Here is an 18,648-nt window from a genome sequence, read left to right as displayed (position 1 = left end):
CCATCTTACTGAAGACACATCATTGGGTTGAGTTCGTTGGATAACATACTATGAACGCTGAGGGTCCGGCTGGGCGAGTAAGCGCGGCTCTCTGCCATCGATAGACGCCCCCTAGTTGATACTGAGGCGTTTGGAGGATCCATAAATTATGGAAAATCAAATGAAAGTTTCGTTCAAAGCTAGGGTTCAGGCTGCCCGCCGCGTGCTCTTCGGCCAAGGCGACAACGCTGTAATATGTAGTTTCTGCGGAAAATCCCGGCAGGACGGCGTCGGCAATATCATTGCCGGACCAGGAGTGGCGATCTGCGCCTCATGCTCACATATTGCTTCTCACTTAAATATTATTGAGGATTTTTCAGAGGTTGAAGGGACACTCGTCCATGTTCTTTCAATTTTCTTCGACCATCAAGCATGCTTGCTCCCTGAGCGTAGAAGCCGAATGCATTCCGAGCTTCTGCAATGCGCCAGTGAATTAGATGCAAAGATTGTAGGGTGGACCTATGGGTGGGCCGAGAACGATTTCGGTGATGTCTTGATGGTATATGCGCGCGTGCGCCGTGATGTGAATCTAGCGATCTTTCAGGATACCTTTACTGAATTCTTTCTTCGATTGATGCCAGCTAACGAAACAACGCCACGGAAAGCCACACTTGCGGCACCCTGGATCAGGCAACAGCTCTAATATGTGCTCAACCATCTCGCTCTTTGCGCACGACCCTAAAAAATCGTGCCCGCGGAGAGGTGGCAGAGTGGTCGAATGCACCGCACTCGAAATGCGGCATACCTGCAAGGGTATCGTGGGTTCAAATCCCACCCTCTCCGCCATTTATCAGATATTATGCTTGTTTTTTTAGTGGCTTAGGCTTGGGTAGCCGATCAACCCCACAAAACGACCCACGAAAATCAGCAGGCATATTTGGTTTGTGTGGAGGGTTACGATCGCCCCACCTCGAACCTACAGGTTTGGTGTGATACCAAGTGCCCGCCAAAGCATCGGAGTAACCCGGTATGATGCGTCATCAGTAATCTGGACTGGCGCGACAACAGCGTCGTTTCTGTAGCTTGCGTAGAAAGTTTCCTGTTTGCTTAGTTTCAGTTCAATGGCACCTATTTTGTAAAGAACGCTCACAATGCATGCAGCAAGCTCAAACAACTTTCTTGAGTTTTCTCGCTTCAGATATTGACTTGCTTTTTCGAAGCATTCGTCTTTGTGTTTATCGCTTCCTTCAAGTTCTGCTAATTCAAGGCAAACTTCCAACAGACGATCTCTAGCTGCCAAGTCACGGACGTCATTTTTTCCTGTTTGTCGGCTGAGCAGAGAGATGTAAGAGTCGGCTTTTGGATGGACAGAGCGCCATTCAGTTTTCAAGGCATCAAGCCGCTTCCGCGAGTAATCGGCTTCTACGTCAGCTACAGTTTTTTGCGAAATGTTTGTCGAACCAGAAGCCTTGTCTAATATCTGATTTATAAAAACAATTAGGTCTCTTGGCCTTAACAAAGTTCTGTCACACAGATAGTCGAAACTTGGCAACGATCGAATATTCTCAGGGAAGAGATCGTAAAATTTGACGTTCGTTTTACCACTGTATTGGCGCTTAAACATCAATGAAATCCGCTTATCCAGAAGGACGCGAAGAGATTCTTTATTCCATTTTATCGTTGTAATTATACCGTCATACTTCTCGGGCTGCATTCCCTCGGATTCGATCGACGCGATAGATTTTTCGTAAACGTCCGAGCGCAGGGCGGCCAAGATTTTTACATTTCGAAGCTTACGAAAATTTTTGATTGTTTCGATTAATGATTGAATAAGCTTATACTGAAGTGCCGGATCCACCCAGTCCAAGTCGAGGTCGTCAACGAGTACGTAGAAATGCCGCTGCTTATTGCTCATGAGCTCGTTTAGTGCGTCTATGGCCCGATTCATGTCACGCAGCTGCAGCTGTGAAACAGCGTACTTAACTCTGCTCTGTATCTCGCGTTTCTCAGACCCAGATACGCTTTGAGTGGCTGTAAGCGACGCCCTTATTTGCGCTACTTTTTCAGCGCCAAGCGCACTTTCCAAGCCTGCTGAAATCTGCTGCTCGAAGCCACTCGATATCTCTTTAATTACAACATCTTGTTCGATCCAGAAAGTTTTCTGATACTTCTCAAAATACTGTCTTGCTGGATTATTGCGGTCAAATAAATTATCTAGAGCTGTCTCAAAACTGCTCCTGTCCTTAAAATATTTTCTTATGCTATTACTTAAAAATACATGTTTCCATAGTAGTTGAAAAAGGAGATTTACGTCACAACCTAGCTCAATCACGAATCTTATAATGTTCGAGTTGGAAATATAATCGAACGCGACCTCCTTTGGATCAATTCGAATCGTGTCATCTCTATTACGTTCTATCTGCCTGAGAACAGCAGTCTTACCAGACCCTGTGCGTCCAAGAATAATCGACTTGGAGGAATCCATGTCTAACAGTTGCACATAAAAGTCCTGCACCACAAAACATTCGGCCAAGAAAGTTTCGTCATCTTCTGCAGAAATTTCTCCTACATGCACGCCTTGCCGATAAACAACGCCATTAATCATCGCGCATCCTATCAATCATTCAATGCTGAGTTGATAGATATGCTATCCTGATTCTTTATAAGCAGTCCATAATAGACGTGGTTTGTCTACCAAGATTCTTGTTTGCAATATTTGACCTTACCCGTCACCCAAATAACATCGCGTGACGTGCCCGCAATGCTAACTAGCATCGACAGGCGCGGCCATGTGGAGAGTGCACTGGCGACGCGGGCGGCAATTAGTTGTTTGTTTCTTTGCGTCATCGCAACTGCAATGGCTGATAACAATCCCAGCTCATCGCTTCGGGGTGCTCCGCAACGGCACGTGGCAGTTAGTCATGCTGCATTCACAACAAAGGCTGAAATCAGTGGCCTGATGCGGGCCATCTACGGGTATTAGGCGTGGCCATCTCTGGTGGTAGTGCTGAAAATCTAAGGGTTATGCTTTGCTCGTTCCGGGGAGACGCAGTCGATGGAATGGACGGCGCTCGATTTTAATAGGGCGTTATGGACTATCCCTGCTGAGAAGACGAAAATGCGCGGGGATCACTATGTTCCGTCTTTCGAAGCGGGCACTTGAGGTTGTCTCGGCGATGAAAGAGCTTTTCGGGGATATGCAGTATGCTTTCCCATCGATGATGTCTGGCAAGAATGTTCTTTCCGAAAGCTCAATTAACTCAGCGCTAGTACGCATGGGAGTGAAAAAATCCAGCATACCGCGCATGGCTATCGGTCGTCTGCCAGCAGTATATTGAACGAGTCTCAGCGCTTCAGTGCTGACTGCATTGAGGCTCAGCTCAGCCAACTTGACGCTCAAGTAGTAAGACGCGTTTATCATCGAGGCACCTGCTGGGATGAGTGCACGCGAATCATGCATTTGTGGGCTGACACTCTCGATGAGGAGCGAGTGAAAACCATTCAGTAAATGATCCGCATAAAATGACTCACTGAGCGCATTGGAAAACCTCGCTATATTTCTCTGGCGCGGTTGTTTAAGTAGGGTGTTTGTGATTCAACTATTGCGTCAGCAATTCCAACAACGGGCTTTGAAGTTGTCTATTTTTTCGGATTATATTTCGCTTGTTCAGAGGCTCGGTGCAGGTGGTATCAATAGAAGCGAAAACGATCTTTCGTCCAACTTAAAGGGTGCATTGTCTAGCTTCGGGCTCTTTGGTGTGATCGACACGGCCTCCGGCAATAGTCGATTTAAACGTCCAGATATTGCATTATACACCCTGCGCGACGCTGCAGACGTGAGCGCAGCTGCAGATGTCGTTGTGGAGTCGAAGAAGCCAAGTGAGCTACAAGCTTACGGTACTTTAATTGAAGCACTGGTTGATGATGTTCTGTGGGCTGATAAGTTTGTGCCCTACGTCACCGCCCATATAGAACGTATTTCATTCTTCATCCTAACAACCTTCGAGCGTGTTCTAGTCGTCACGATACCTCCTGCTGTGCGCGCTGCGGTGTCGTCAGGCGTTACCTCGCTGGATAGACTTAGTCGCATGTCTTTGTTGGAGGGCAGTCTCCAGTTCGACCTAATGAACGCCAGCGAAGCTGAGGCATTTGAACGGTGGTGTTCAAGTTACCTTACACCGGAAGCCATTCAGCCCCCCGCACTTTCAAGTATCTGTGATCTGAGGTCGATAGAACGTGCATCGGAGCTTGAGGCGTTTGCGAGTGATCTCGCAGACATTGTTGTGGGTCGCGTTGAGGGACGTGGTGCTACGGCTTTGATTGGCACGGTTAGGGCTGGTGGAAACTCTGTTGAGGATTTGGCGCCAGAAATTCAAAGTGCCTTGACTGTATATACGATGGCTGCGCATGGCGGAATGTCGATGGAAGCAGCGCAGGCTTACCTAGCGTCGCATTGGCAAGACGAATGGTCCGAATTTGTGAGCGCAAGTGTGCATTCCCTTATAGGGCGCTTGTTCGCGATAAAGGCGATTGAAGATGGCTTTTGTTTGGAAACAGATCCGCCACTGATCCCCTCGACTGACTGGATATTCCACTCAAATCGCTTTGATAATGTTTCACTAGCTGAACTTCCTAACGTTTTTTTCGCTAGCATGGGTGCGCTTTCGCGTGTGGAAAATACGGCAGTGAAAGATTTGGCCGCGACCGGACGATTTTACGACTGGCTAGGGCCTCAGGTCGATCCATCCGCTTTCCGGCGACTCGTTGCGATTTTTACATCTCATAATTTTTCTTGCTTAGATGATGACCTGCTGGGCCGATTTTTTGAAATCTACGCTCAGCGCGTCGATCGTCGGAGGCGAAAGCAACTAGGGCAATATTACACCCCTGTACCTATCGTTCGACACATGTGGCGTATCGCGATTGAGGTCCTCGATGAACGTGGGGTGTTAGGAGATGTTGTCGCGTTGGATCCTGGCGTCGGATCAGGTACCTTTCTCATTGAAGGTGCTAACAGCCTTCACGCGGCAGGCTTGCCTAGGTTTTGGGAAAGGCTTACCGGATTTGATATTTCTCCGCAGGCAATCGGTATCGCACAAATTAACGTTTACCTCGCCGTTCTCGCTCACCTTGACCGACGGGAAGCGGAAGCTGTTGGGACGCTAAATCTATACCCAACAGACGCACTCGATCCCCGAAATGGTGCGCGCCTTCGGACCATTATGCCGTTGCTGACGGACGAAAGTACAAGAGCTTTTCTAAAGTCCAGGATCGATCTTAGCGAAACTGTGAAGCAGCGCTCGCAATTTCCGTTAGTGATTGGCAATCCGCCTTACAGAAATAATTCTAATCAAACCTTGGCTCAGGTGGCGGAAAGATTTCCCGTTTTATTGCGTTCTTCTCGGGCGAATGCACGGGCTAGGAAGCGAAATATACGAGACGACTACGCATGGTTTTTCGCAGCGGCCGACCACTATGTGGCGGAACGAGGTATTATTGCTTTCGTTGTATCCGACAGCTTTTGTTACGCCAGTTCATACCGTTATTTTCGGGAGGATTTGTTACGGCGTTACAAAGTCCGCCATCTGGCGATTTTGGGAGCTTCGATATTTAGAGACGTAGGTCCTCGCACGCAGTTCGTCGTGATCATCCTTGAGAGAAGAGATATCGACTTAACGCGCGCTGACGACGTTGAAGCCTTCGATGTATTCGATCTACGCCCGCTTGCCGGAGATACTTCAACTAATGGGACTGAAAAAGATGCTCGTCTCATTGCTCTTGAGCGGGGAGATTTACCAGAGCCTCTAAACCATCGTCCCGGAAGGATACGGAACTTTGCTCTGTTTCCTGAGGCGGGGATCGTACGAGACGTCGAAGCATTTCCCAACGTGTTGCACGGAGATAGTCCGCGTCGGGTATTCGTAAAAAAATGGCCAGGAATAATTACTGCTTTTGATGAGCTTTTTCGTGGTGATACTAGCGACGAAATAGGCGCAAAGGCGCAGCGGTTCTTTGAAGTTTCAGCAATCGTTGACCGAACCCTTCGTGAATCTGCGCTCGACGATTTTGCTAGCTCTATCCGAGCTACCTCTCAAAAAGCCCGTTCTCGATTATCGCTGATGGCGGAAGATGCCAATCAAGCTCAGCTAACTTTCGACCCGACACGAGTACGCCGTGTCGTAACAGGAAGTGCTCCAAATGAAGTGACATGGTATCCCGATACTCGTCTTCATTCGTGGGTTTATTATGAGCCGGGGTTAAGAATCCCGAGAAATGTGCATGAAGGGCGCGATCCGGGTTACGGTACGATGTCTCAGTGGCGAGACGCCGCAAGTCATGGCATCGGGCCGAAATTCGTGTTCACCACAGGGACAAATCCCGACAGTGGCCTAAAAGCCTTGCTCGTCCCAGGAGATTGGATGGTGAAGTCACACGGTGGAGAAAGCCAGCAATTTCATTACACTGGTCTAGATAATCCTCTTCGTGAGCGCACTCTGGCAGGACCGAATAATCTGGGTGCGGACGCGTTATCATTCTATCACGCACTAATGAGCGCGGGTTTTGAAGCTGACGATATTCTTTTCTATTTGGCGGGTATTTACAATTCGCAGACCGCAGAAGACTACCTCGAAGGCGGGGGACAGAACGTGATGCGTATCCCGTTGTCGATTTCCCTGATCGAAAATGGGGCCGCTGGCCGAATTATCGATTGTTCTAAAAAACTTCGAAATCTTCACTGGCTTGCGGCAGAGGGAGAGACTGGCCTTGAAAAACAACTTGCGGAAACTCTAGCGTCCTCAATCGAGTTGGTGCGTCTTGGTTTCGAGGAGGTTGGTGGCTCGGGGGGGAGGTTTAAGCAAAGACCAGTGTGGCGTGCACTCGCAGGAGCCACTGAGAATATCGACGCCGAGATTGTTGGTGTGCGACCGCTTCTAGATGAAGCTGTCAGCGACCTCTACCATCGGCCAATTGCGATAGCTAATGCGTTGTGACTTAAAGGTCTGAAAACCGGCGCAAACTCAAACTTTTACGTGCTTCGCGACGTTTCGGCCCGCGAACCTAGTATTCGATATATCTGCATGCGGGAGCAACTCAACTGTTTCGCTATTGATGATACCGACATTCCTTCGGCGTGCATTTTCCGGATCTGACGGTGATCAAGCCGTCGTTGGCCGCCCTTGTACACTCCGAGTTTTTTTGCACGTTCGATGCCATCACTCTGGCGGCTTTTGATAAAGTTCCGCTCCATCTGTGCGACCATTCCCAGGACAGTTATGATGACATTACCCATCTCACCTTTTGTGGATACGTGCGGCTCAAGAACGGTAACACAGGCGCCGCGCGCCTCACACTCGTGAACAATGTTGAGAACGTCACGCGTGTCTCGACCAAGTCGGTCAAGCCGCGTAATGATCAGTTCATCGCCTGCTCGCAGAAATTGGATGATCGTTTCCAGCTCGGTCCGGCCCTGTCGGCTTGCCCCTGATATCTTTTCGCACCTGACGATTTGACACCCTTCGGCAGCGAGGCGTTCTTGCTGACTTTCCAAATCCTGATCGAATGAACTCACGCGAGCGTACCCAATACGTGCCATTTGTCACCTCAAGCTTTAGGCCCATACGCTACCTTGTCACAAATAGTCGATGTCAACTCAGATGTTACAGGCGACGCGATAACATCTCATGTGTCACATGCGGGTATACCCTGATGCGACACGTTGCCGTCGCCGTTGTGAATGATGGTTGTCGGATACCGCGCGATTACCTTTCGCCTTCAAGGCAAGAAGGTTTGTGCGCTTAACGGTTCGATTTGGTGTACAACCCAATGAACCGCAACGCGCACTCCTTCATCTAGCTCCAGATTATGCGGCTTAAGGCGAAAAGGAGTTTTTGGCGTTTTTCGATCTCTTCGGGGCCGAACTTTTCATAAGCTTCAAAAGCTAGTTGGTGCTTTTTGATCAAATCGGTGAAATCGAGCTTGGCCTTGTAGGCATCAGCTCTGAGTGTCTCGTTCCAATACAGCGTACCTGCATATGATTTTAGCTTGTCTTCATAAGTTTCGTTGCTACTGGAAATGTTGTCCTTCCCCTTGAGCAGCAGGACCGCGCCCAGCCGATTCCTGTCGATCTCAAACTGCTCATTATTCTCCTCGTACAACGCTACGTTTTCAGGGTTGTAAGACATGATGTGTTCAATGTGATAACCGTTGACAACACCTGTCTTGGTCACCAAGTCGTCAACCTTGTAGGCGGGTTTGTTAAGGCCAGCTGCAAGAAACGCATCTAGGCGTGCGAAGAAATAGCGCGTGAACCGCGTCGGAACGTCGGTAATCGATGTGTTTTTGAACTGCGCATATTCGAAAGCATCAAGCGCCTTCACACCTCTTCGAATTGATAGTAGTTCAAGTAACTTCTTCTCGAATGCGGGACCTATTGCGCTTGCAGGCTGGTTACGAATCTCGTTCGATATCTCATAGATAGCATCGCCGAATTCGTTGCTGTCGTACGCGCGCTGCAGTCGAAGTAGGGCAAATAGCCTGTCCAAATGAAAAGCGATAAGACGTATCTTCTCGTCTTCTTCCTCATCATCGACACCGCATGCGGACAAGATCAGCAGGTTCTGGCTGTCCATTCCATTGAGCCGATTGTAGTATACATGCTCGAGTGGTCCCTGCGCGGCTTGTGCTGCATTTTGTATCCGCGCGTAGAGTGCTGTAAAATAGCGAAAGTCTTTAGAAATGAATTTCTTAACGGAGCTGGCGTTGTGGTCAAGATCAAGGGTATCATTGACGTCTTTTTTAAACATCTCCCTGTGGTAGTCTTTGTCGAATTTTTCCGCAGTACCACGAGAGCTTGAGAATTTTGCTTTGAGTAGGTAGATGAAGAAAGTATCAATCTCATCCGTGCGAAAGCGATTGACGGACTGGAGGCTCCTTTCCCAAAGGCCGTTGTAATCGTTTGTGTCAAGTTCGACTTTGTCGATTTGCCCGAGTAGCTTTCCCTTCAGGATTTCATAGGGGCGGAGGCGCACGCCACGGTCGTTAATAACCTCGAAGACCATTGGCACGTCGGTTTGCGCAACAGATAGGTTGATCAATACGAGCCGGTGCAAAAAATAGAAAACAAACGTCTCCAGCTTGTGCTTGCTAGTTAGTCGCCCGTTCAACATTTCACTAATGAGATTGTAGTTGCCCAACATGTTTAGGGCTGTAATGCCGCTGTCTGTTGGGACTTCGTCCTGCTCGTTGAAGAGAGACTGCAACGTTGCGAGATGCCGCTCATGGTTCATCCAGAAACGCTTATTGAATCCGTCTTGACCGGCGATTTTGGCTTTGATCCAGTCGGCAAGTGTAGACTGCTCAGCTACAGCCATACGATGAAGCTTGATCAGGATCAAAGTGAGTGTCGTCAGTCGTTGCTGTCCGTCAACAACATAAACACGACCGTCAATGTTATTTGTGACGTATGTATTTAGATAATACCAAGGATACTTCGCGCTAATTATCTCCGGGCCGGGGTCTAGTTTAGAGTTGTTCTTATATTTTTCCTCAAAAGCATAAAATATGTCGTCAACTAACCTTGCAACTGGCTCGCCTGTCCATTTGTAATCTCGCTGATAAAAGTCGATGTAGTACGTCGTATTGGAAAACAAGCGGTCGATATTCTGTTTGTCAGGCGCAATTTCCATCGGCTTCCCCAGTCTCAAATTATTGGAACACAACTTACTCGGAGTCTAAAACCCACACGTTGTCAAAACCTTACTGGCCAACGACCATTTTGGGGTGGTCAACTGTTAATTGAGCTTACAAGTGGTTATCCAGTCGAAGCCTTGCATGCCGAGGGAGGCTGACGGTTAAAGCTTTGCAGACCCGCCAATCCACCATGCCCGCTGCCTAATCTACCTGCTAGAGTGCAAACCATTACCTTCAGGTTGGACTCAGTATATTGCGCCAGCAATTGATGCCAGTTTTTCTCACGTTGCGAATGCGCCTGACGTTGTCTCGGACGCAAGGCTCTTTCCTCCTCTGATGCCTATTGCAAAACTTGATCTCACAGCCTCATAACGACCTTGGGCTTCTTTGGTAAGAAATTTTCCATTACTCAACTTTATGTTGCTCGCTAGCTTACGCGTCTTAGATCTGGATATACCCCACAGGGCGAAGGCAGAATTTGGGAACTGAGGGCATGGAAGAAGACTTAGGCTGGTTGAAGGCGGTACTGATCGAACATGGCGGCATCGAACTCGTTATTGCGGTTGAACGGGCGGCGCGTGAAGCAATGCCGCCAATTGACGCGCGTAGTGAGCTGAAACTCTTACTCGACGAGCTTGAAGCGGTATTAGTACAAGGATTTGAAATCGTATCCTTCACGATGGGCAAGCTAAAGGCCAAAACTCTCCAAATCCAGGAAGATTTTGGAGCTATTGACGCTGAAAGCGGCGTGGTGAGTGAAACGTCGCGCAAAGATGCCAAAGGCGTTGCCCTTTCTAAGGGGGAGTTGGAGGAGTGGGGGCAGTTTGCACGTGAAGCTAGTGAAATACTTGGAATAATGAGGAGACGCTATGACATCGTTTGACGCTGTCTTGAAGAGTCGGCTGAAAACTGTAATTGGTGGCTCAGCCAAGTTCTGGCCTAACAAGAAGCCTAAGCTCGACGATTATTATGAAGCTTACCTCTGGGCCGAAACACTTTTTGTCGCAGATGAGCAGAACTGGCAAATTAACTACGTCAACGCCGGATCCTCAAACGACCACTTTACTTTTCGGATGGGTCCCGGCTTAATCACAAGCAGTGGTTACACCTATGCCGAGATTCGCAACGGTAGTCGCGTAGGTGAACTGCATATCGGCGTTCGCGTACATGGCGAGTCAGGCACACTGCACGAGTTCGACGTTCTGGGGCTCGATAAGAATTATCATGCCCACGGCCGGTCTGGCCAGCCTGTGCAGCGCGATGTCAAGCTTCACATAGAGGCGAAGTTCCATAAAAGCGATCTCTCCCTCGGCGTCGCACGCGCGATTGTGGGACTGGGTGCCGATTGCCCAGATATTGAGCCCTTTCTCGTGGCAAAGAATAATGCGTCAAGCACGGTTCGCCCTTTGATCAAACATTTTCATGGCCACTTTGTAGAGCAAGTATACCCCGGTGGGTCTGGCGTTGAGCCGTACTTCCGCAATTGTGTGCGTGCGGCGCTCCGGCATTGGTAAATTGCTCCGGCAAGATTGCCGATGGAAATACATTTAGATTGAATCTGTTCGAGAATGGTCCGTAATGCGGGTTTTGATCTTCGGCGTCTATCCTACTTTGAACCCTAGAATTTGAACTGCCCCCCCCGCTTTCGAGCGGACCGACGGCTTTTGCGCTCTGTTGCCAGCAAGGATCATCAGGAGTGGGTCCGAAACTCATCAGCATACGCCAGTGCTGCTAGTCCATCGACAGTCCAAATGCGGTTGCTGCGTCAATGGCCCTTATGGATGACGCCATCCGCCGCTAGTGGACACTGAGAACGCCGAGGACTTGTTAGACGCGACTGCAACAGTATCGACCAATATGATCCGTGAATTCATAGCGGCGGCCTGTAATGGAGGTCCGTCTTCTTCGTCGTGTAGCCTTCGATCAAAAAGGTCGATGGACGCAAAGCAGTTTTATCAGTCCACGTGTTCTGGTGCGAACTTATCTATTTATCTGTTGAAGCGAAACTGCTATCATTTTGCTCCGTCACAAACGCGAACGCTTTCGCTTTTCCAGCATTTTGCATCACGCTTCATTTCACCCAGTGGCGTGTGAGCGTGAGTCGATCCCGGCGTTTCATTCCACCAGCCAGCGGCGGTGTTATTGTCAATCTCAATGATGGCGAAGTAGCCATTCGCCTCCATCACGAAGCTGCCGTCCATGTTGCCGTATGGGCCCCAATAGCACGTACCATCGATTGCCTTGGCTCCGCCGACTTCCAGAACGCAGCCTTTCCGATTTGGAGCCGTGTGCGTCGCCGCAGGATAGTTGATCGCCTTTTCCGCCTTCGGAGCAGCCTTGTTGAAACATGCCTGAAACTGGGAAAAGGGCACCGCGGCATCGGCGAGACTGATGGCAATTGTCTTACCATCTAGGTCGACGATTTCTAGTTTTTTGCCTTTCTTGCCTTGATCCAGGATTTGCGGTGGGATTTCGTAGAAGCCGTGCCAGCCAAAATAGTCTTCTGGATGGCCGTTGGATATTTGAACCGCCTTATCATCGACCTGCCAAGACGCGCGAACGGTACCGTCAAAGTTTCCATTCTCGACAAATGCAACGAAATCCTTGCCCGGTGCACCCATGAAGCCGATCGTCACGCCGCCCTGCGTCGCTTTCACAAAACAGGTATCGCCCCAATCTTCTTCGCGTTTCTCGAACGTCCAGGATGAGGCCGAAACAACTGGGCTCACTGCGGGCGCAGGCGGGGCGTCTCCAAACATTACGCTACGGTTTGATGATTGCTGCCGAGAAGTGCCGCTGCTTTGACTTGGAGGTTCGGCAAATGGTGATGTGGCTGAAACCTCAGGTGACTTGAATAGTGACGGGCCGAGTTGGGTCAAGGTCGTGATACAGTTGTCAAAACCCGTACCCAACCCAATGGCGTCCGCGTAGCTCACCACCGGCACGTGCCATACTGGTTCGTTGCCTTGAAAGGTCACGGCCAGCGTAGCTGGCTTGTTGGTCGAGATTGCCGTGCCCAAAATGGTGGTGACCATGAAACCGCCGCCGTCTTCTGCGTTAGCGCCCGGAATTTCTCCGTACATTTCATCAGTGCTGACGACCTTGGAAGTGAACTGAATACCACCTGCCCAAGCGGTACCGATGGCGACGTTCGTCGTTTGGCCAACCGGCAGATTCCAGTTTTGCTTCGTCACCCGTAGCCGCGGAACAATTTTATCTGTGCCAATCAATGTGTACTCAATCGCAACCGATTTTCCTGACCATGTCGTACTGCGAAAGGCACAAAATGCCTGTTTTCCATCCGTTGGGGTATGCAGGAAAATCTCCAAGCTGGTTCCCCTGTAGTAGGACTGCTCTTCGGCGCTCGCTTGCGTAGCGACGGAAACTGCAACGCTGATACCCAGCGCTGTAACGATCGTGCTGACTTTCATGCTCTTCATACTTTCATTCGCTTCGCTGTCCGCACCGCGTGCGCTTCAGGCCGGTTTCTGCGATGGCTGAGTGTTTTTGAGGATGCTCGCTTTCATCGTTTCGAACTCGGTATCCGTGATCGCGCCTGACGAACGCAAAGCGGCCAGTTTTTCGATGCGCTCAATCTGATCAGCCGAACTGGTAGCGTCAGGCTGATGCGCCCGGTGTTCACCCCCACCAGTGCGCGCTGCAATGTCCTGAACGTGAGGCTTAGACGGGCTGCTTCCAATCACGATGAATGCGACAATGCCAACCAGCGGTATGAGGCAGGTCAGCACCAGCCAGCCACTTCTATCCAGGTCATGCAAACGCCTGACGAGGATCGCGAGCGAAGGAAGGTAGTGGCCGATCACGATCAACGCCGAAACCAGCGGCTGCGGTTCACGAGGCCCAGCAATGATGACGTCGATAATCAATCCGCCAAACGCAAGGCCCAGAAAAACAAGGTGGTAGTACCAGAATTCCGTCCGGGTGGATCGCCCTGAAAACGTCGCGTAGCGACGCATGGCGTTAATGTAAGCGCTCATAAGATGTCCAATGTCCTGTATGAATTACCGTCAAGCCGGGTGAGCCAGCTTATACCGTGGGGTGGTTTTTCTTCCGCTTTGCAGAGCGCCACGTGAAAAAGCCCATGATCGCCAGCACCATGGCGATGTAGCCCCAGATGGTGATGTCGCCGAAGTTGCCTTGGGTCGAAGCCATGAACGCAAGCAGTCCGGCAACGAAGAACATGATGGCCCCCACCAACGGCAGTGCGAACGAAAACGCGCCAGCGATGGCGAACACGAGGCCCACAAGCATTCCAATCGATGCCGCTGCCCCAGTGGCGCTGTCGTTCATCAATCCGCTGCCTGCGGTCACGGCACATGATTGCATCAGCACCAAAATGCCGAGAAGCAAACCAATAATTCCAACTGCGATTTTCATAGTGCCCTCTGAGTGAAATTTGCGAGTCGTTGCTCGTTATTAGTTTAATATGGGACTAACAGTCCGTCGATTGTCAAGCCGTGTATATGGCTTTCTGCGATCATGGATGTGCGCAAAACAATCGGTTGGAACTTGCGACGCTTACGCGTCGAGCAATCCCTATCGCAAGAGCGTCTTGCGCTAGAGGCAGGTATTGACCGGTCGTATATCGGGCGTGTTGAACGAGGCATGGAAAACGTGACCGTCTCCACGCTCGAAGCCGTGTCCAATGTGCTGAAGGTACATGTGTCGGAACTCTTCGCCGCCGTTGAGCCGGATGCAAAGCCTCCAAACGCATTAAAAGCTGGGCGAAAGGCTCAAGGGTAGCAAGCTGATCTAACGCCAATGGAGTTAAGGGTTCCATCGCTCAATATTCCTCTGCCCGCATAATGGTGAGCACGCGGCAGGTCACGGCATCATCTGCTGGATCAGGCGAACCGTTTTGCAGGTCGCCGTCATAGTAATCGATTTTCCAGAAGAACACGCTCTCGTTGACAGTGATCGCGCCAAAGTCATGCTCACCGTGGGGATCGTTAACGGGCGAAAAGTCATCAAACACCTGCACCGCCTTGAGGACAGTTCGACGGTCGTGTTCGGCAAGGCAGTTTACCCCGTTGGTGAGCATGATCCGCCCGCCCATGAAACTGGTGCGAAAAGAGTCGTTCTGGTTGCTTATGGATGCGGTTTTCTGAGCCGCATCCTCAGTGGGTGATCGCATGAGTGCGCTGGCCATCACCAATCAAGCCTCGACGTAAGAAGGGTGAATGAGGGCGACCTGATCGATACGGCGTGTGAATGCTGGGTCGTCAAGATAATCGCGCCATTGAAGCCGCAGGTTACCTTCAGCTTTCACCTCTATGACCTTGGCCTCATACCAGCCTTCAAGTGGAGCTTCGGTTGCGAGCACCACGCTTCCGACAGCGATCTTATCAAAACTCTCCGGCATGTTTTTCGGGCGCGCCGGGTGGGTGACTCCGACGGGTGGTTTCTCTGCTACGGCGCGTGGTTGCTCAAGCCGCTCGCGTTCCTCGTCGGAAAGGTGGGCGGCAATCTCGTTGTAGAGGTCTTGCTTCACAAACGGCACAAATGCCTTGCCACTGTCGAACAGCTTGCCCTGTGGCAACCGGCTCAGGAATGCCCGGACCTCATTGCTTTCGACCTTCAAGGCAGCCATCCCCATCAGTTCAGCGGCTTTCTCCGCTGACCGGGTGTCCGTTGCCGGGAAAAATGAGGCATGGGCTTTTCGCTTGTCGTCACGGCCCAATATGATGATCGGGCAAGGCAGGGTGACGGGTGAAACAGCACTTGTCGTTGCGATGTTCATATTCGTAGCTCTCCAAATAGAAGAGGGGCCAACTGAGGCCCCTTGAGCTGGCAAAAGCGCCAGTTCGTAATGGTATATCATTACAATCATAGATTGTCAATACTAGATGCGGGATCGCGATTTACGAGAGTAGAAATGCAAAATTTACAACATCTAATATATTCATCCAGTATGACGGTGGGCATGATTGCTGCAGAAGCATAATCTGGCCTGCCAACCCTGAGTATGCCTCCCTTCGAGAATGATAAGGCTCCAAAGCATTGACCCGATTGCAGCAACGTCCCTTGCTTGGACTTTTCATCAATCCTTTCGGCAAGAACATCCGAGCCTTAGAACTGACTGGGAAAAATCTCTCGCTTTCGAGACGACGCCATATGTCCTCGGTGTCATTGGAAGCAATCGCATTACCTCCGTCCGTGACAAAGCAGTTGTTTGGCTCTACCTTGCACGTATCCCTCTCCCAGCGAGAAGACGTGGTTCTAAAGGGCGTCGGGCATTTTGAAGCCTGCGCTTTTGCTGACGAGATAAAAAACGCTTGGGTTGCGTTCAATCTGCGCATGCTCGATCTGGAAGCCGCTCGGATTTCCCGCATTTATGACGCCGTGGTGAACTTGTGCCAATCAACCAATTACCCCGCGGCCTGCATCATTTCACCACTCTTGGATGACGCAAGGGATCTTAATGAAAAGGTGTTATCGAAAATCCAATTGGAGGCAATTGGTCAGCAAGAGGCCGCTCGTATCGCGCTCGTAAGAAAGTTCGTCGCACATCCCAAGGCGTTCCGAAAAGTCGCTACCGAAGCGTTTGTTGCGTCTGCTCTGGAGCAATGGGGGACTTTTTTCGATACGATTGAAAGCAAGCCGTTGACTCAAGAGCAGCGCCTTTCTGTTGTCGTTGACGAAGATGCAACATTGGTTCTTGCTGGTGCCGGATCCGGCAAGACCAGCGTCATTACCGCCAAGGCCGCATATCTCGTGAAAACAGGTATTCGAAAACCAGAGGAAATTCTCCTGCTGGCATTTGCAAAAAATGCCGCTGCGGAAATGTCAGAGCGGGTTAAAGAGCGCTCCGGGGTGCCAGTCGTCGCGCGGACGTTTCATGCTCTTGCTTATGACATCATCGGTAAGGTCGAAGGGTCAAAACCGGCTCTTGCCGATCATGCAACTGACGATTTGCTCTTCGTCAACGCCATCAAACAGATTCTCAAGGACTTGGTCTTACGATTGTCCGAAGTCTCTCGGGCCATTATCCAGTGGTTCGCCCATTTCTTAGTAGAGCCCAAAACAGAATGGGATTTCAAATCGAAGCACGACTTCTACAAGCACATGGAGCAGCAGGATTTACGAACGCTCCAAGGCGAACAGGTCAAAAGCTATGAAGAATTGCAGATTGCCAACTGGCTTTACGAAAACGGCGTGGAGTACGAATACGAGCCCACCTACGAGCACGAGCTTGCCACTGGTGGTCGCCGGGTCTATTGCCCAGATTTCCGGCTGATCGAAAGTGGCGTTTACATCGAGCATTTTGGCGTGCGACGCAAGAAAATGCCCGATGGTAACGACCGGCTGTTCACCGCCCCTTTTGTCGACAACGACAAGTATCTGAAGGATATGACGTGGAAACGTGACATCCACACTGAAAATCAGACAACCCTCGTCGAAACCTACAGCTACGAACGGCAAGAGGGCACTCTGTTGAAGGGGCTTGCGGAAAAGCTCGTACCATACGTAACCCTCCAGCCACGCCCCCCCGAAACGATTTTTGATCGTGTCGTTGAGCTAAAACAGGTCGATAACTTTTCCCAGCTGCTCGCTACGTTCCTTAGAAAATTCAAAGGGGGTGGATATAGTGTCGCTGACTGTGACGCGAAATCCGAACGGATGAAAACTGGCCCTCGCGCCAAGGCTTTTCTGGCCGTCTTTGAACCGGTGTTTCAGGAGTATCAACAGCGGCTCAACGGGCGCATCGATTTCGAGGACATGGTTTTAAGGGCGGCACGTTATGTCGAAACCGGCCGATATGTGAGTCCCTTTCGCCACATCCTCGTTGATGAGTTCCAGGATATCTCGCAAGGCCGCGGCAGATTGGTGAAAGCCTTGAAGACGCAACACACGGACGCGCGTCTTTTCGCGGTCGGTGACGACTGGCAGTCGATCTTTCGCTTTGCGGGGTCGGACATTCACCTGATGCGGCACTTCGGTCAAGAATTCGGTGGGAGCTTCGACGGTGAGACAGGTGTACACAGGGCAGTCGATCTCGGTCGAACTTTTCGGTCTGTGGATCAAATCGCATTTGCGGCAAGAAGCTTTGTGCTGAAGAACCCAGCCCAATTATCAAAGAATATCGTGCCTGCGGGCAAAGCGACCGAACCCGCGATCAGGATATTGATGACGCCGAAGAACACAGCTGAAACAAAGCTTATCGAGGTGCTTGGGGGAATATCCGGCAAGCTTGAGGCTAATGAGAGGGCGAGCGTCCTATTGCTGGGCCGATATCGCTTTGTCGCTCCAGATATCGTGGGCTTGCAAAAGCAATTTCCGAAGCTGCGTATAAATTTCAAAACCGTGCACGCCTCTAAGGGGCTTGAAGCCGACCATGTTATTCTTTTGAATGCAGACAGCGGGCGCATGGGTTTCCCTTCAGAAACGGTCGATGATCCGTTGCTAACGTTGGTCTCCCCCGAGGGTGAACCGTTCGAACATGCAGAGGAGCGGCGCGTGATGTACGTCGCAATGACCCGTGCCCGGCTTACGTTGACAATTCTTGCCTCGGATTCAAAGCCATCATCATTCGTCACTGAACTTATGGAGGAGCCGGCATATGGTGTCGCTGTCGTTTCAGACGCAGCAACCAGTTCATACCAGTGCCGCGAGTGCGATGGCCGGTTGTTGGCGTCACAAAACCACGGACAAACCTTCTATTCGTGTGAACACGCAAATCATTGTGGAAATTGGCTCCCTGCTTGCTCGTCCTGCGGGAGTGGTCTGCCGCACAGAACCGATGGATCTGCTCAAGCCACCTGTCAATGCGGTAAAATTTTTCCAGCATGCAATGAATGTCAAAGCGGTTGGCTGGTTGAGCGCACTGGCCGTTATGGCAAGTTTCTGAGTTGTGTTCGATACAAGGTTTGCAATGGAAAAGGGCGAATTGCGTCCCCAAGGCAGGTCGGGGAGAAGCAACGTCAGTTTTCGAGAATTCAACCGCGCCGATAGCACTGG

General features: G+C 50.6%; 16 protein-coding genes and 1 tRNA gene. 9 read left to right on the top strand and 8 right to left on the bottom strand.

The genetic code is table 11. The features are described 5' to 3' along the window. The first annotated feature begins 148 nt into the window (after window positions 1–148). Both HRR99_RS18095 and HRR99_RS18090 read left to right on the top strand, forming a co-directional pair. Entirely contained in the window at window positions 149–682 is a 534-nt protein-coding gene (locus HRR99_RS18095; protein WP_233124180.1) for a ClpX C4-type zinc finger protein, read from the top strand. A 53-nt stretch (window positions 683–735) separates the two neighbouring features. Beyond that, a tRNA-Ser gene (locus HRR99_RS18090) sits at window positions 736–825 on the top strand. Between the two features lie 130 nt (window positions 826–955). On the opposite strand, the gene HRR99_RS18085 is transcribed toward HRR99_RS18090, so the two are convergent. Continuing rightward, window positions 956–2,584: a P-loop ATPase, Sll1717 family gene (locus tag HRR99_RS18085; RefSeq protein WP_233124178.1), complete on the bottom strand. Its 1,629-nt coding sequence runs from the start codon at window positions 2,582–2,584 to the stop codon at window positions 956–958. A gap of 102 nt (window positions 2,585–2,686) precedes the next feature. Here HRR99_RS18085 and HRR99_RS23285 point away from each other — a divergent pair, with 102 nt between their 5' ends. The 3 genes from HRR99_RS23285 to HRR99_RS18075 all read left to right on the top strand — a co-directional run bounded on the left by HRR99_RS23285 (window position 2,687) and on the right by HRR99_RS18075 (window position 6,971). Continuing rightward, window positions 2,687–2,962 carry a phage integrase central domain-containing protein gene (locus HRR99_RS23285; protein WP_422387344.1) on the top strand — a complete coding sequence of 92 codons (276 nt, stop codon included), beginning with the start codon at window positions 2,687–2,689 and terminating at the stop codon, window positions 2,960–2,962. Between the two features lie 151 nt (window positions 2,963–3,113). Next, window positions 3,114–3,317 carry a hypothetical protein gene (locus HRR99_RS18080; RefSeq protein WP_233124176.1) on the top strand — a complete coding sequence of 68 codons (204 nt, stop codon included), beginning with the start codon at window positions 3,114–3,116 and terminating at the stop codon, window positions 3,315–3,317. 252 nt (window positions 3,318–3,569) lie between these two features. Further along, complete coding sequence (locus tag HRR99_RS18075) at window positions 3,570–6,971, top strand: Eco57I restriction-modification methylase domain-containing protein (RefSeq protein ID WP_233124175.1); 3,402 nt, start codon at window positions 3,570–3,572, stop codon at window positions 6,969–6,971. A 35-nt stretch (window positions 6,972–7,006) separates the two neighbouring features. Here the strand turns inward: HRR99_RS18075 and HRR99_RS18070 are convergent, their stop codons facing one another. Together HRR99_RS18070 and HRR99_RS18065 are read right to left on the bottom strand one after the other, a co-directional pair. Beyond that, window positions 7,007–7,573, bottom strand: coding sequence for a recombinase family protein (locus HRR99_RS18070; protein ID WP_233124173.1), 567 nt, complete (start codon window positions 7,571–7,573; stop codon window positions 7,007–7,009). Between the two features lie 256 nt (window positions 7,574–7,829). After that, window positions 7,830–9,665: a DUF262 domain-containing protein gene (locus HRR99_RS18065; protein WP_233124172.1), complete on the bottom strand. Its 1,836-nt coding sequence runs from the start codon at window positions 9,663–9,665 to the stop codon at window positions 7,830–7,832. Between the two features lie 497 nt (window positions 9,666–10,162). Here HRR99_RS18065 and HRR99_RS18060 point away from each other — a divergent pair, with 497 nt between their 5' ends. Continuing rightward, the gene (locus HRR99_RS18060; protein WP_233124170.1) at window positions 10,163–10,552 is read left to right on the top strand and encodes a hypothetical protein; all 390 of its coding nucleotides are present in this window, start codon (window positions 10,163–10,165) and stop codon (window positions 10,550–10,552) included. Then, window positions 10,539–11,183 (top strand): hypothetical protein, encoded by a 645-nt coding sequence (locus HRR99_RS18055; RefSeq protein WP_233124169.1) that lies wholly within the window; start codon window positions 10,539–10,541, stop codon window positions 11,181–11,183. The genes HRR99_RS18060 and HRR99_RS18055 overlap by 14 nt, the downstream gene beginning before the upstream one ends. Before the next feature lie 498 nt (window positions 11,184–11,681). Here the strand turns inward: HRR99_RS18055 and HRR99_RS18050 are convergent, their stop codons facing one another. The 3 genes from HRR99_RS18050 to HRR99_RS18040 form a co-directional block, all read right to left on the bottom strand. Next, entirely contained in the window at window positions 11,682–13,109 is a 1,428-nt protein-coding gene (locus HRR99_RS18050) for a hypothetical protein (protein WP_233124167.1), read from the bottom strand. Window positions 13,110–13,145: 36 nt separating this feature from the next. Next, on the bottom strand, window positions 13,146–13,646 hold the full coding sequence (locus HRR99_RS18045; RefSeq protein ID WP_233124165.1) for a DUF805 domain-containing protein: 501 nt from the start codon (window positions 13,644–13,646) through the stop codon (window positions 13,146–13,148). A 70-nt stretch (window positions 13,647–13,716) separates the two neighbouring features. Further along, window positions 13,717–14,067, bottom strand: coding sequence for a hypothetical protein (locus HRR99_RS18040; RefSeq protein ID WP_233124164.1), 351 nt, complete (start codon window positions 14,065–14,067; stop codon window positions 13,717–13,719). A gap of 102 nt (window positions 14,068–14,169) precedes the next feature. On the opposite strand from HRR99_RS18040, the gene HRR99_RS18035 reads away from it, so the two are divergent. Beyond that, window positions 14,170–14,433, top strand: coding sequence for a helix-turn-helix domain-containing protein (locus HRR99_RS18035; protein WP_233124162.1), 264 nt, complete (start codon window positions 14,170–14,172; stop codon window positions 14,431–14,433). Window positions 14,434–14,473: 40 nt separating this feature from the next. On the opposite strand, the gene HRR99_RS18030 is transcribed toward HRR99_RS18035, so the two are convergent. Continuing rightward, the gene (locus HRR99_RS18030; protein WP_233124161.1) at window positions 14,474–14,839 is read right to left on the bottom strand and encodes a DUF3768 domain-containing protein; all 366 of its coding nucleotides are present in this window, start codon (window positions 14,837–14,839) and stop codon (window positions 14,474–14,476) included. Between the two features lie 6 nt (window positions 14,840–14,845). Further along, window positions 14,846–15,430, bottom strand: a complete 585-nt coding sequence (locus tag HRR99_RS18025; protein ID WP_233124159.1) for a hypothetical protein — start codon at window positions 15,428–15,430, stop codon at window positions 14,846–14,848. A 284-nt stretch (window positions 15,431–15,714) separates the two neighbouring features. On the opposite strand from HRR99_RS18025, the gene HRR99_RS18020 reads away from it, so the two are divergent. Further along, window positions 15,715–18,642 carry a UvrD-helicase domain-containing protein gene (locus HRR99_RS18020; RefSeq protein WP_233124157.1) on the top strand — a complete coding sequence of 976 codons (2,928 nt, stop codon included), beginning with the start codon at window positions 15,715–15,717 and terminating at the stop codon, window positions 18,640–18,642. Window positions 18,643–18,648: the final 6 nt, after the last annotated feature.

The organism is Agrobacterium vaccinii, from assembly GCF_021310995.1.
GTDB lineage: Bacteria > Pseudomonadota > Alphaproteobacteria > Rhizobiales > Rhizobiaceae > Agrobacterium > Agrobacterium vaccinii.
This window is presented reverse-complemented; position numbering and strand designations above follow the sequence as displayed.